General features: G+C 61.5%; 12 protein-coding genes. 6 read left to right on the forward strand and 6 right to left on the reverse strand.

Annotation, left to right across the window (positions count from 1 at the left end):
- Position 1: 1 nt before the first annotated feature.
- From ribF to GSQ80_RS11120, 4 genes are all read right to left on the reverse strand, one after another.
- Positions 2 to 967 (reverse strand): riboflavin biosynthesis protein RibF, encoded by a 966-nt coding sequence (ribF, locus tag GSQ80_RS11105; protein WP_158787703.1) that lies wholly within the window; start codon positions 965 to 967, stop codon positions 2 to 4.
- Positions 967 to 1,785 (reverse strand): MBL fold metallo-hydrolase, encoded by an 819-nt coding sequence (locus GSQ80_RS11110; protein WP_158787704.1) that lies wholly within the window; start codon positions 1,783 to 1,785, stop codon positions 967 to 969. Before GSQ80_RS11110 ends, ribF begins: the two co-directional genes overlap by 1 nt.
- Positions 1,786 to 1,804: 19 nt before the next feature.
- Positions 1,805 to 2,476, reverse strand: coding sequence for a DUF1844 domain-containing protein (locus GSQ80_RS11115; RefSeq protein ID WP_158787705.1), 672 nt, complete (start codon positions 2,474 to 2,476; stop codon positions 1,805 to 1,807).
- A 63-nt stretch (positions 2,477 to 2,539) separates the two neighbouring features.
- On the reverse strand, positions 2,540 to 3,565 hold the full coding sequence (locus GSQ80_RS11120; protein ID WP_158787706.1) for a folate-binding protein YgfZ: 1,026 nt from the start codon (positions 3,563 to 3,565) through the stop codon (positions 2,540 to 2,542).
- A gap of 175 nt (positions 3,566 to 3,740) precedes the next feature.
- On the opposite strand from GSQ80_RS11120, the gene GSQ80_RS11125 reads away from it, so the two are divergent.
- Entirely contained in the window at positions 3,741 to 5,327 is a 1,587-nt protein-coding gene (locus GSQ80_RS11125; RefSeq protein WP_158787707.1) for a hypothetical protein, read from the forward strand.
- A 15-nt stretch (positions 5,328 to 5,342) separates the two neighbouring features.
- Here GSQ80_RS11125 and GSQ80_RS11130 read toward each other — a convergent pair whose 3' ends face one another.
- The gene (locus GSQ80_RS11130; RefSeq protein ID WP_158787708.1) at positions 5,343 to 5,849 is read right to left on the reverse strand and encodes an SRPBCC family protein; all 507 of its coding nucleotides are present in this window, start codon (positions 5,847 to 5,849) and stop codon (positions 5,343 to 5,345) included.
- Between the two features lie 50 nt (positions 5,850 to 5,899).
- Positions 5,900 to 6,460, reverse strand: coding sequence for a hypothetical protein (locus GSQ80_RS11135; RefSeq protein WP_158787709.1), 561 nt, complete (start codon positions 6,458 to 6,460; stop codon positions 5,900 to 5,902).
- A gap of 68 nt (positions 6,461 to 6,528) precedes the next feature.
- On the opposite strand from GSQ80_RS11135, the gene GSQ80_RS11140 reads away from it, so the two are divergent.
- From GSQ80_RS11140 to GSQ80_RS11160, 5 genes are all read left to right on the forward strand, one after another.
- Positions 6,529 to 7,026: an NADH-quinone oxidoreductase subunit I gene (locus tag GSQ80_RS11140; protein WP_158787710.1), complete on the forward strand. Its 498-nt coding sequence runs from the start codon at positions 6,529 to 6,531 to the stop codon at positions 7,024 to 7,026.
- A 107-nt stretch (positions 7,027 to 7,133) separates the two neighbouring features.
- A complete protein-coding gene (locus GSQ80_RS11145; RefSeq protein WP_158787711.1) occupies positions 7,134 to 8,255 on the forward strand; it encodes a homocysteine S-methyltransferase family protein in 1,122 nt (373 codons plus the stop codon).
- Positions 8,252 to 10,975, forward strand: a complete 2,724-nt coding sequence (gene metH / locus GSQ80_RS11150) for a methionine synthase (RefSeq protein ID WP_158787712.1) — start codon at positions 8,252 to 8,254, stop codon at positions 10,973 to 10,975. The genes GSQ80_RS11145 and metH overlap by 4 nt, the downstream gene beginning before the upstream one ends.
- A 19-nt stretch (positions 10,976 to 10,994) precedes the next feature.
- Positions 10,995 to 11,915 carry a DUF5996 family protein gene (locus GSQ80_RS11155; protein WP_158787713.1) on the forward strand — a complete coding sequence of 307 codons (921 nt, stop codon included), beginning with the start codon at positions 10,995 to 10,997 and terminating at the stop codon, positions 11,913 to 11,915.
- 46 nt (positions 11,916 to 11,961) lie between these two features.
- Positions 11,962 to 13,401, forward strand: a complete 1,440-nt coding sequence (locus GSQ80_RS11160; RefSeq protein ID WP_158787714.1) for a M20/M25/M40 family metallo-hydrolase — start codon at positions 11,962 to 11,964, stop codon at positions 13,399 to 13,401.

The raw sequence follows: 13,401 nt of genomic DNA on the forward strand, positions 1-13,401 counted from the left end.
ATCAGGACGTGAGTGTGCTGCGAGCTTTGAGCGCATCCGACAGCGCGAAGAAACGCAGTGCCTTCCGCACGTCACGCTGGATCTGATCGCGCAGCGCCTCGGTGGACTCGAAACGGTGCTCAGCCCGCAGCCGTCTCAGGAACGTCAGCTCGAGCGGCGTGGTCTCGGTTAGATCCACGGGTTCGAAGTCCAGCAGATGCGATTCGACGGCAAACGAGTCCGCTCCAAACGTCGGCCGATTGCCCACATTGGTGACGCCGCGAAAGACCCGTTCGTCCCCAATACGTAGCGTTGTTACGTACACCCCGTGAGCCGGCAGCAACTCTGGATACGGTGCGAGGTTGATGGTCGGCACGGCGTAGCGCGTTCCGTAGCCGCGTCCCGACGCCGGCGTGCTGAGGATTGCGAAGGAGCGACCCAGCAGAGCGCGCGTCTCATGCAGATTGCCCGCCGCGATCAGCCCTCGGATACGACTGGAGGAAATGGCCGCACCGCGCGCGATGCAGGGCACATACGTCTTGACTCCAAAACCCAGTTCGCGTCCGAGTTCCGACAGTCCGGCAATGTCAGCCTCGGCCTGGTAGCCGAAACGAAAGGTCTCGCCCTCATGCACCTCGACAGCATGCAGCGCATCGCGCAGCACCCGCTCCGCAAAGTGGCGAGCGGTCCAGTGGCGTAGCTCGTCGGTGAAGGGAAGCACGAGCACCTGGTCGAGCCCGGTGTCTGCCAGCAGCCGAAGCTTTTCATCGAGCGGCGTAATCAGCGGTAGTCGTGAAGCCGTATGCAGCACGTGAGCCGGATGCGGATCGAAGGTGACCGCAATGGCGCTCGCCTTCAGCGCGCGGGCACGCTCCAGCACAGAGGCGATCACCATGCGATGCCCACAGTGCACTCCATCGAAGTTGCCGATGGTGACAACCGAAGAGCCAGGGGAGCCGAGTTCAGCGAGCGAGCGAACGATTTGCATCAGAGGTTTGTGGCGGGTGTTTCGCTTGAGATATTGAAAGTAAGCTTAAGCCCATCGTGCGCCAGGCGTATGTGATTCGGTAACGAGGCATTAGTGGTCTCGTGATCGAGGCCGTGACTAATGTGCGTGAAGAACGCGCGTTTCGCGCCAATCTTTTCTACCAGCTCGATCGATTTCGCCAGGTGAGAGTGACTTGGATGCGGCTCGTGACGCAGCGCATCGAGCACAAGGATATCGAGATCCTTCAGTAGCGCGTAACTCTCCTCCGGGATGTCGCTCATATCGGTGAGATAGGCGGCGTCGCCAAAACGATAGCCGGCGATGGTATCGCGTCCATGGGTTACGGGCACCCGCACAAACGTTGCGCCGAACAGCGGAATCTCGACGCCAGCCTTGGCAGCAAGCCGATGCATCACGACACGCGCACTCGTCGGATAGCGATCGGTCTTGCGGAAGGTGTACTCGAAGACGCGCTCGATGATGTCGGCAGTCGCGTCGTCGGCATAAAGTGGGAGGCCGCCGGGATGCGCGAAGCTGAGCGGCCGCAAGTCATCCATCCCGAGCACGTGATCGGCATGCCCATGCGTGTAGAGCACAGCGTCGACCGAGCGAAGATTCTCGCGCACCGCCTGCACGTGAAAGTCCTGACCGGTATCGATGACGACGTTGTGCCCGCCATAGCTGATCAGCACAGACGGCCGCGTGCGGCGGTTTCGCGAAGCGGGTTCATACGCGGAAGTGCAAACCGCGCAGTCGCAGCCCAGCGTTGGAACCGCCATCGAGGTTCCACTTCCGAGAAAAGTGAGGGTCGCTTTCATGCGTTGGTTACTGTGGCCCCTAACGCACGATGCTCGGGCCGCCCGGCTGTGGAGGGAGGCCTGCGCCCGGCTGACGCGAAGCAGCCTGCCGGGAGAGCGCCTGGGTTACATCCAGGAACCCCAGCCGCAGCTCAAATAGAGCGGCATCCAGCAGCTTGCTCTCCGCCTCGGTGCGATTTCCTTCGGTCTTAGCCGCGAGAATACCGACCATGTCGATGGTCTGCCGGGCACCCAGGATGTCTACCTGCGGCTGTTGATTCGGCGCAGCAGCACCGCCCAGTTGCAGCATGGCTTGCATGTAGAGCGATTGGATGACGCGCTCGAAGGTGATATCGGGAGGGCGCTCCATGCCCGGATTGGTGGCGCGAATGGCGGTGTCGAGGCGATCAACCGTAGCGTCGTAGGCGCGCTTGGCTTGCTCTGCCTGCTCGGCGGTTGGCGCAGGCGGCATCAGATCGTCCTCGTTCTCGGCATGCTCGGGGCTTGCGCTGGAGGCATGTTCTGCTACGGGCGCGGGCACCGGCTGCGGTCCCTTGTGCTCGACCAGGCGCGCAGAGTCGCCATCTTCCGGACGCATGATCGTCTCCGGCCGTGGTGGTTTCGGCTCCGAGGGCGGCGCATCGGGGCGGACGTCGCCCTCCGCAGTGAACTTGCGACGATCGTTGACGACGAACTCTTTGATATCTGCCATGGTCTTCCCAGCTCTCTAGTCTCTCGCTCTAGTCTCTTTTGATGCTAACCCGCCGCAAGAGGATCACGCTGCCGGAACCGCAATGCCACCCGAATAGGCGAGCTCCTGCTTGGCGTCAACCGCCTCCTGGCGAACGTATCCCAGCGCCATCAGCACAGGCCCTTCAGCAAGGGGAATCAGCGCGGCGCTGGTCAACTCGCCGGCCGGCTTGCCCCCGGCCACGAGCGGCGCAGGAAGCGTTGCCGGCGGCTCGCCCGTAAGCCGGAACGCGGTGAACCGCCGATGAACCTGCCCGCGCGACCGTATGCGCTCGACGATCTCCTGTCCCAGGTAGCAGCCCTTCGCGAAGTGCAGCGCATGGGCCTGCGCGGTCTCCTGCGGCAGATCCCGCGCTGTCTCGGTATTGCGAATGTCCTGCCCGTACCTGGGCGTCGCAGACAAAATGCGGTGTTGCTCCAACGTTTCGGGGTCTACCATCGAAACGCCCATGGCCAACAGCTTTGCCTGGAGGAGTCCTGATTCTTTCTCGTCTTCACACCAGACCTCGTACGTTGGCACACCGGCTTGAGCAGGGGTGAAAATGACGAGTGCAGCGCCATTTGCCCTTCCGCGGACCATCGTCCCTGGCTTCGGAACTTCCGCAAACGGTTGTTCCCATCTGTCGGAGATCACCTTGCGGAAAGCATCTGGAGCTTTCGCACCGATAATGAGCACGCCGCTCCGCGCTTCCACCACACCTTCGATATACAGCACCTGGGCTAGCTGGACGTCGTCCATGATGATGAACTTGTCGAGCATTTGCTCGACGGTGTCGATCTGCGACTTATCCGTTTCAAGCACAAACTCGGCTGGATCGGCAGTTGGGTCGCGAAAGATCGTGGCATCGCCCTGGATGCGTCCCTGCGCGTTGAGCAGGAAGTTGTAGTTGCCCTCGCCCGGCTCGAGCGCCTGGATAGAGTTGCTGACCATCCCATTCAGCCAGCGCGTGGCATCCGATCCGGTAATGCGCAGAAAGGCGCGATCGGTGATGGGGCGGAAACCCGCGCCCTCAAGCAGCACAGCAAGCGCATTCGATTCAGAACTTGGCATCTATCTCTTTCAGGACTCCGCGTGAATCCAAACCTGAGGAGTCCAACCCTAAGGATATCCCGGAACTCTTGGATGCTGCGGCAAGCCGCCGGATGCTTCCGGGCATTTGAAGGTTTCGCAGAGGAAATCCCCTGCGTACACTAAAGGTGAGCGTGATGGCATAACTGGAGGCGGTTTGACCTGGCAGAAAGTATCGGCAGCACAGGCAGTACTGGCAGCATGGGTAGTGGTGGGATTGAGCGCGAGCGTCGCGCAAGCGCAGGCGAATACAGGAGCTGGCAACGTCACGCCCCCTGTACTCACGTCCGGTAGCTCGACCGTTACGGCCGACACCGTCCTCACGCCCGATCAGGAGAAGACGCTGCTCAATGCCGAGGACCAGATTCTGCACTTCGTCAGCAAGGACACACACCTCGACATCAAGAGCCCTGTGAAGTGCAAGTTCATCTCCCGCGATGCCGTCGCCACTGAGCTGCGCAAGAAGTTTGACCAGGACAAGGGCGCCAAGCGCATGGAACGCAGCGAGCTAGTGCTGAAGAAGTTTGGCCTGCTCGACCAAGGCTTCAAGATGCGTCCCTTTCTGCTGAGCCTGCTCACCGAGCAGATTGCCGGCTTCTACGACGACAAGACCAAGCAGATGAACCTGCTCGACTGGGTGCCCATCGACGAGCAAAAGCCAGTGATGGCGCATGAACTCACCCATGCGCTTCAAGATCAAAGAGTCGGCCTCGAGAAGTGGGGCAGCCAGGAGATTGAGGGCGTCTCCAAAAACGTAAAGCAGGACAACCGGCACATCGCCAACGACGACACCGACTCCGCCCGCGAGGCTGTGCTCGAAGGCCAGGCCATGGTCAGCTTTGCCGACTACATGCTGGCCGACGCCGGTCACCCTGACAAAACCCTTAAGGACGCGCCGCAACTCGCTCAACAATTGGAGTCCAACGCCGGCGACATGTCAGACTCACCCGTACTCGCCCGTGCGCCGCTCGTGCTGCAGCAGTCGCTGTTGTTCCCCTATACCTCTGGTCTGGCCTTTGAGCAGCACATCCTGATCAGGAAAGGCGTCGATCGGGCCTTCGCCGGCGTCCTCGACGCACCACCCAGCACCACCTTTCAGATCTTGAACCCTGATTCCTACCTGCGCGGTCAGGCGATGCCGCTGCTCAAGCTACCGGACATTCATCCGCTGCTCAAGGACGCGGGTTATGTGCCGTACGACGTCGGAGTGATGGGCGAGCTCGACGTGCGGATGACCGCAGAACTCTTTGGTGGCGAGCCGCTGGCGCGGGCGCTGGCTCCGGAGTGGGCCGGCGGCATCTACTACGCCGCACAGCGCAAGAACGCGACTGCGGCACAGAAGGACACCACCGCCTCGCTCGCCCTGCTGTACAGCTCGCAGTGGAAGAACAAGGATTCTGCGCGCAGCTTCTTCAATGTCTTCGAGCAGGAGCTACCCCGCCAGTACGACGGCCTCCAGCGTCGCGAGTCGGACGAAAAAGAGGACGCAGAGGCTACAGAACGCGTGTACACCACGAGTGAAGGCGACGTGCTTCTCACCCTCCGAGACAACACCGTTTGGGTCAGTGAGGGCTTCGATCTGGCGCTGGCCCGTCAGCTGCGCGACAAGGTCGAGCAAGCCAACCTACCGCCCGGCGAGGGGCCGACCATGCAAGCCCGCACCCTGCCCATGGATCACGACCTGGTCGGCGGCCTGGTTGACACACTCGGTCGCTATGGCGTGGTGAAGGAAGCGCTCCGCTAGCCTCGTTTGTTGTTCCTAGGGCTTCTTTTCGGCCGCCTGCTTGAGCGCGGTGAGCCAGACCGTTTCCAATGCAGCCAGCTTGTCCGACGAATATAGCCACGTCATCAACGGCCCGGTCATCGACTCCTTTACCGTCACCAACGTTCCACCATCCGGCGTAGCTTTCAACTCCCACACGTGAATCGCCCGCGCAGGAGAGGCAACGCCTGTCCAACTAAGCCGCCGATCCGGGTCCAGCAGGTGCACTTCGGAATGGATGGTCGTTCCCCCGGACTTCCAAATAAACTGCGTGCCCATCGCCAACGGCCCCGGCGCCTTCACACTCTCGATCTGCGGACACCAGGTGGGCCACGAAGACGCGTCGATCAACAGTTCCCACACCTTCGCCGGCGGCGCCGCAATCTGCATATCCACACGCGCCTTCACCGGAGCATCCTGCTGGATCGCACCCACTGCCGAGAGCGCCTGCAACTGCCGTGAAGAGTGCGAGGAGCATCCACCCAACATGAGCGCACATCCCATGCAAGCTCCGATCACCGCGATTCTCATCATGCCGCCCCCCTTAGCCGGACTCAGTGCTGCGCCGCCAGCGTCATCACCGAGATGCCCATCAGCCCATGAACCCAGCGCGCCGGCTTCACATCATCCGTGTTGATCAACTGGATCAAACCACCTTCAGTATCAGGCAGGCCAGTTTTCATCACCGCAACGATTACCTTGCCGCTGGAAAACATCACCTCGCCGCCGGAGTAAAGCACGTAGTAATGGTCAGTCCCAGTCGCCACGATCACGCTGTGCAGGATCAGCGGCTGGTTCTCGCGCGTCGCCGTCACGCCAATCTTCGCCAGCACATCCGAGAGCAGGGGACCGCTGTAGGTCTCTTCGATTCCTCCGCGATGCGCATTGTGCACATGCACCGTCACCTGGTTCGGCATGTTGACCAGGTCAGTCAGCGACAGCGTCACGGTCTTGCCTTCAAAGCTAAGATTCACGCTCTTCGAGGGCGGAACCGGCGGCTTCATGGCCTCCATCGGTGCGGGAGCCTTCGTCTCCGGCGGCATCGCGTCAGTTTGGGCGCGGAGAGCGAGGGGTGAAAGAACGAGAAGCAGGGCAACAGCAGTCGAGATCTTCATGCTCCAAAGGTAACTCCCTCCGCAGGGGGCGTATAGAACTTTCTAAAACCGACGTATACTGGAGGTCTATGTCGATCATTCGCAATGTCGCTGCCATCGCCAAGGGAATGAGCATTACGCTGGGAGAGGCGTTTCAGCCAACCCAGGTCGAGAACTACCCGGACGGCAAAGGGCCCATGCGCGGTGCGCAGTTTGAGCAGCGCTTTCGCGGCAAACACCAGTTGCAGCGCGATGAAAACGGCCTGGAGAAGTGCGTCGCCTGCTTCCTGTGCGCCGCCGCCTGCCCGTCGAACTGCATCTACATCGAGGCGGCCGACAACACCAGCGAGACCCGCATCTCCTCGGCCGACCGCTACGCCAAGACCTACAACATTGACTACAACCGCTGCATCTTCTGCGGATACTGCGTGGAAGCCTGCCCCACCGACGCGATCACTCACGGACACGGCTTCGAACTCGCCAGCCTCAACGCCACCACCATGGTCATGCGCAAGGAAGACCTGTTGGTGCCAGTCTCGACGGGTCTTCCTGGTTCAGCTAAAGAAGAGCTTGAAGTACTCGCGTAGAACTTAAAGTCTTGGATTCAATATACGCGGCGAGCCATAATGGCTCGCCGTCTTGCGATCAGCGCGGCCTCCCCGCGCATCGAATGGAAAAACGAACGGAGCTAGACATGAACAGGGCCACTCCCCACCCCCTCGAAGCCATCCTCGAAAACCGAATTGCCATTATCGACGGAGCCATGGGCACCACCATCCGCACCTACGGCATGACCGAGGCCGATATCCGCGGGGACCGCTTCAAGAACTCCACCAAGGATCTGCTGAACAACGGGGACCTCTTCTCGCTCACCCAGCCAAAAATGATCGGCGACATCCACCGCCGCTTCCTCGAGGCCGGCGCGGACATCCTCGAGACCAATACTTTCGGCGCAACCAGCATCACGCAAAGCGAATTCTTCGTCGACGATCCCCGCGAGCACGGCGGCCGGAAGGACCCCGAGTTCTACCAGAAGATCATCGAAGACGCGTCACTCAACGACCTTGCCTGGGACATCAACGAAACCTCTGCGCAGCAGTGCCGTGAGTGGGGCGATCGCGTCGCCAACAACGACGGCCGACAGCGCTTCGTCGCCGGTGCGATCGGTCCGCTCACCGTATCGCTCTCCAACTCGCCTGACGCCGACGATGCAGGTTTTCGCGTCGTCACCTTCGATCAGGTGAAGTCCGCCTACGCTCATCAGATTCGCGCGCTCATCGCTGGCGGTGTCGACTTGCTGCTCGTCGAAACCATCTTCGACTCGCTCAACGCCAAGGCCGCGCTCGTCGCCATCCGCGAAGTCTTTGATCAGGATGGCCTCGCAGCCGCAGGCAAAGAGCTGCCGGTAATGATCTCCGCAGCGGTTGGACGCGGTGGCGAAACGCTCATCTCCGCGCAGACCACCGAAGCCTTCTGGAACGCGGTGAAGCACGTCAAGCCGCTATCCATCGGGCTCAACTGCTCGCTCGGCCCGGACCTCATGTACCCCTTCCTCAGCGAGCTATCCGAGAAGGCTGACGTGGCAATCTCCTGCTACCCGAACGCCGGCCTGCCCAACCCACTCTCGCCGACAGGATTCGATCTCGGCCCTGAAGACATGGCGCGATCACTCAGCGGCTTCGCGCGCGGTGGCCTCATCAACATCGCGGGTGGCTGCTGCGGCAATACGCCGGAGCACATCGCCGCCATCGCCAAAGCGCTCGACGGCATGCACCCGCGCGAAATCGCCGAACGGAATCGCGAGGTAGCCGCTTGAGCACCGGAAACTCTGTAGTCGGCAACACCACGAAACCGCTTCGCCTCTCCGGCAGCCAGCCCTTCACCCAGCAGGACGGCGTGTACATCATGATCGGCGAGCGCACCAACGTCGCCGGCTCGCCAAAGTTCGCGCGTCTTGTGAAGGAAGGCAAGTTCGAAGAAGCCGTCAGCGTTGCGCGCCAGCAAGTCGAGAACGGCGCAAACGTCATCGACATCTGCATGGACGAAGGCATGATCGACGGCGTCGCCGCTATGTCGCGCTACCTGCAACTCCTCGCAAGCGAGCCCGAGGTCGCCAAGGTCCCGTTCATGGTCGATTCCTCCAAGTGGGAGGTTATCGAGGCAGGCCTGAAGTGTCTGCAGGGCAAGGGAATCGTCAACTCCATCTCGCTCAAAGAAGGCGAAGCGAAGTTCCGCCAAAACGCTGCGACCGTGCTGAAATATGGTGCCGCGGTGGTTGTGATGGCCTTCGATGAGCAAGGCCAGGCCGCCACCTACGACGAAAAAATCCGAATCTGTGAGCGCGCCTACCGCATGCTCGTCGATGAAGTCGGCTTCCCGCCCGAAGACATCATATTCGATCCCAACATCCTCACCGTCGCGACCGGCATGGAGGAGCACAACAACTACGCTGTCGATTTCATCAACGCCACCCGCTGGATCAAAGCCAACCTCCCGCACGCGAAAGTGTCGGGCGGCGTCTCCAACATCTCCTTCAGCTTTCGCGGCAACAACAAGGTCCGCGAGGCCATGCATTCGGCGTTCCTCTACCACGCAATCGCCGCGGGCATGGACATGGGCATCGTCAACGCCGGCATGCTCGAAGTCTACGAGGAGATCGAGCCGGAACTTAAAGTGTTAGTCGAGGATGTCCTTCTCAACCGCCGCCCAGACGCGACCGAGCGCCTGGTCGAATACGGCGAATCCCTCAAGGGGGAGACCACCGCCGTCACCGAAAAGAAGGCCGAGGAGTGGCGCTCCGGCAGCGTCGAACAACGCCTCTCGCACGCTCTGGTAAAGGGCATCGACGCCTACATCGAAATCGACACCGAAGAAGCCCGCGTCAAACTTGGCCGCCCGCTGTTGGTCATCGAAGGCCCGCTGATGGATGGCATGAGCGTGGTCGGTGATCTCTTCGGCGCGGGCAAGATGTTTCTGCCGCAAGTCGTCAAATCCGCGCGCGTGATGAAGAAAGCTGTCGCTCACTTGACCCCGTACATGGAAGCCGAGAAGGCAGCGGCCGAGGCTGCCGGCGAAATTGTGAAGGCGCAAGGCAAGATTATTCTCGCGACCGTGAAGGGTGATGTGCACGACATCGGTAAGAACATCGTCGGCGTCGTTCTCGCCTGTAATAACTACGACGTCATCGACCTGGGAGTGATGGTTTCGTGCGAGAAAATCCTGGAGCGCGCGAAGGTAGAGAAGGCTGACATGATCGGCCTCAGTGGGCTCATCACGCCGTCGCTCGACGAGATGGTCCACGTCGCAAAAGAGATGGAACGCCAGGGCTTCACGGTGCCGCTGCTCGTCGGCGGTGCCACCACCAGCCGCGCGCATACCGCCATCAAAATCGCTCCACACTACAGCCAGCCCGTGGTGCATGTACTCGACGCCAGCCGTGCTGTTCCTGTCACCACAAGCCTGCTCAGCGACGACGGCAAAGAAGACTTCGTCGTCAAGCATCGCGCCGAGTACGAAGCTCTGCGCAAATCCCACGCTGCGCCACGCCAGCCCCTCGTCTCATTCGAAGTCGCATGCGAGCGCCGCACGCCTATCGAATGGCGCGCCGAAGACATTCCCGCTCCCACCAGGCTCGGCGTGCAGGTGCTCGACAACTTTCCGCTGGCCACGCTGCGCGAGTACATCGACTGGTCGCCGTTCTTCCATACCTGGGGCATGAAGGGCATCTATCCGCGCATCTTCGATCATCCAGAGCAGGGAACTGAAGCGCGCAAGATCTTCGCCGACGCCAACACCCTCCTCGATCGAATCGTCGCCGAGAATCTCATCACCGCGCGCGGTGTCTACGGACTCTTCCCGGCCAGCGCCATTGGCGAGGATGTCCAGACCTATACGGACGAAACCCGAACCGAAACCCGAGAGCGCTTTTACTTCCTTCGCCAGCAGGCCAATCGCGAGGGCAGTGAACCCTGCCGTTCGCTGGTCGACTTCATCGCGCCTAAATCCACTGGCTTACCAGACCACATCGGCGCCTTCGCCGTCACCAGCGGCATCGGCCTCAAGGAAGTCTGCGACGGATTCCGCGCCGCCAACGATGACTACAACGCAATCATGGCCGAAGCCATCGCCGACCGGCTCGCCGAAGCCTTCGCCGAGTGTCTCCACAAGCGTGTGCGCGACGAGTGGGGCTATGGCCTCACAGAAAACCTCACCCCCGCCGACCTCATCCAGGAAAAATATCGTGGCATCCGACCCGCTCCCGGCTACCCTGGGTGCCCCGACCACACCGAGAAGGGTACGATCTGGAAGCTGCTCGACGTCGAAACAAACACCGGCATCAAGATCACCGAGTCCTTCGCCATGTGGCCTGGATCGAGCGTCAGCGGCTTATACTTTGCGCATCCGGACGCGCGTTACTTCTCGCTCGGCAAGATCGGCCGAGACCAGGTCGCCGACTACGCCGCACGCAAGCAGATGAGCGTCAACGAGGTCGAACGCTGGCTCGGACCCAACCTCAACTACGATCCCGCATCCTGAACATCTCCGGAAGGTCGCCATGGAAACCAACTCGCTTGTACCGAACCTCTGGCCCGAACTTCGTTGGGAAGATTGGTCGGCCACCGCCGACACCCTCCATATGTGGACGCAGATTGTCGGCAAGGTGCGGCTCGCACTCAGCCCGATGCAGGCCCACTGGTGGAACGTTCCGTTCTACGTCAGCGCACGCGGCCTCAGCACATCCGCGATGCCCTACGGCGCCGACTTCCTCGAAATTGAGTTCGACTTCGTCAATCATCAACTGCTCTTCCGCACCAGTACCGGCCTGAGCGCCTACCAGCCGCTGCGCGCGCAGAGTGTCGCCGACTTCTACACCGAATTCCAGAAGACCCTCTCCGATCTCGGCGTGTACGTCGAGATTTATGGCACGCCCGTCGAGCTCGCCCACCCCATCCCCTTCGCCGAGGACACCGAGCACGCCTCTTACGACCCCGACGCCGCACATCGCTTCTGGCGCATCCTCATCCAGACCGACCAGGTATTCCAGAAATTCTCCTCGCGGTTCATCGGCAAGATCAGCCCCGTACACTTTTTCTGGGGCAGCTTCGATCTCGCTGTCACTCGCTTCTCCGGCCGTCCTGCTCCGCCGCGCGAAGGTGCCGACCCCATCACTCGCGAAGCCTATTCGCACGAGGTCATCAGCGCCGGCTTCTGGCCCGGCAACGGAGGCTACGGCAAGGCAGCCTTCTACTGCTACGCCGCGCCCTCGCCTGCCAATCTCGACGCCGCAACCATCTCACCCGCGCAAGCTTTCTGGGATCGCGGCCTCGGTGAGTTCATCCTCCCTTACGAAGATCTCCGCACTTCAGCCTCGCCCGATGAAACCCTGCTCACCTTCCTGCAGAGCACCTATGATGCCGCTGCCGACCTCGCCCACTGGGATCGCAAGGCGCTGGAGCGGGCTGACGGTTTAGCATAGGGAATCACCCAACGTGAATCACCCAACTACGTTTGCTGGAGAGTGCATGAAAGTTTGTGGAGTCATTGCCTTGGCCGCCGTCGTGTGCGGCACGGCCGCCGCGCAAAATACAACAGCCCCGCCGCAGCTGCCTGAGCAGGATCGCGCCCTCTCGCGGCAAATCTTCAAGGAGTTCATCGAGACGAACTCGCAAGACTCCGATGGCAGCGTCACCGCTGTCTCGCTCCTCGCGCGCAAAGAGCTGCTCAAGGCTGGCTTCGCTCCAGAGGACCTCATCCTCGCCGGCCCCAACGACCGCAAGCAGAACCTCGTCGTCCGTTACCGCGGCGCGTCCGGCTCCAAGCTCAAGCCCGTCCTCATCATCTGTCATGAAGACGTCGTCGAGGCCCGCCGTGCCGACTGGTCTACCGATCCCTACACCTTCGTCGAGAAGGATGGCTTCTTCTACGGTCGCGGCACCCAGGACATGAAGGACGCCGACGCCGACGTCGTCGTGAGCTTCATCCGCCTCAAGCACGAAGGCTATGTTCCCAACCGCGACATCATCCTTGCGCTCACTGCTGACGAAGAAGGTGGCAAATCGAACGGCGTCAGCTGGCTGCTGAAGAATCGCCCCGAGCTGATGCAGGCTGCGTTCGTCATCAACCCCGACGGCGAAGGTCCAACCCTGCAGGGGGGCAAAGCCACGGAGCTGCTCGTCGAAGCCACGGAGAAAACCTACGCCGACTATCGCATCACAGCCACCAACCCCGGCGGCCACAGCTCCGAGCCGCGTCCCGACAACGCCATCTACGAGCTCATGCATGCGCTGCTCAAGCTCGAAGCGACACCCTTTCCCGTCGAGCTCAACAACGTGAGCCGCTCTGAGCTCGAGCAGATGGGCAAGGTGAGCTCGCCTGAAACCGCTGCGACCATCCAGGGCATCCTGAAGACCCCGCCCGATCCGCAGGCCATCGCCGACTTTTCCAAAATTCCCGAGGGCAACGCGACCCTTCGCACCACCTGCGTCGCCACCATGCTGCAGGGTGGCCGTGCACCCAACGCGCTACCCGCCGTGGCTAGCGCCAACGTCAACTGCCGCATCCTTCCCGGCCACTCTCAGGAGGAGACGCGCAAGACCCTCGTCAGCATCTTCGACAACCCCAAGCTCACCGTCGAATACATGGCCGACGACGGCACCATCAGCCCCACCGCTCCCTCCCGCGAGAGCCTCCCGCCACCGCCCCTGCGCGCCGACGTCATGGATCCGCTCAAGCAAGTGACTGCACAGATGTGGCCTGGCATCGTCATCATTCCGAGCATGGAGATTGGTGCCAGCGACTCCGTCTACACCAACATGGCCGGCCTGCCCAGCTACGGCATCGGCGGCGCAGCTATCGATGACAACGGCAACCGCATGCACGGCCGCGACGAGCGCCTCGGCGTCGAGTCCTACTACAACAGTGTGGAGTTCTTCTACCTGTACCTGAAGGCGCTCACCAAGTAG

This window comes from Granulicella sp. L46 (genome assembly GCF_009765785.1).
In the GTDB taxonomy this organism is placed as follows: domain Bacteria; phylum Acidobacteriota; class Terriglobia; order Terriglobales; family Acidobacteriaceae; genus Granulicella.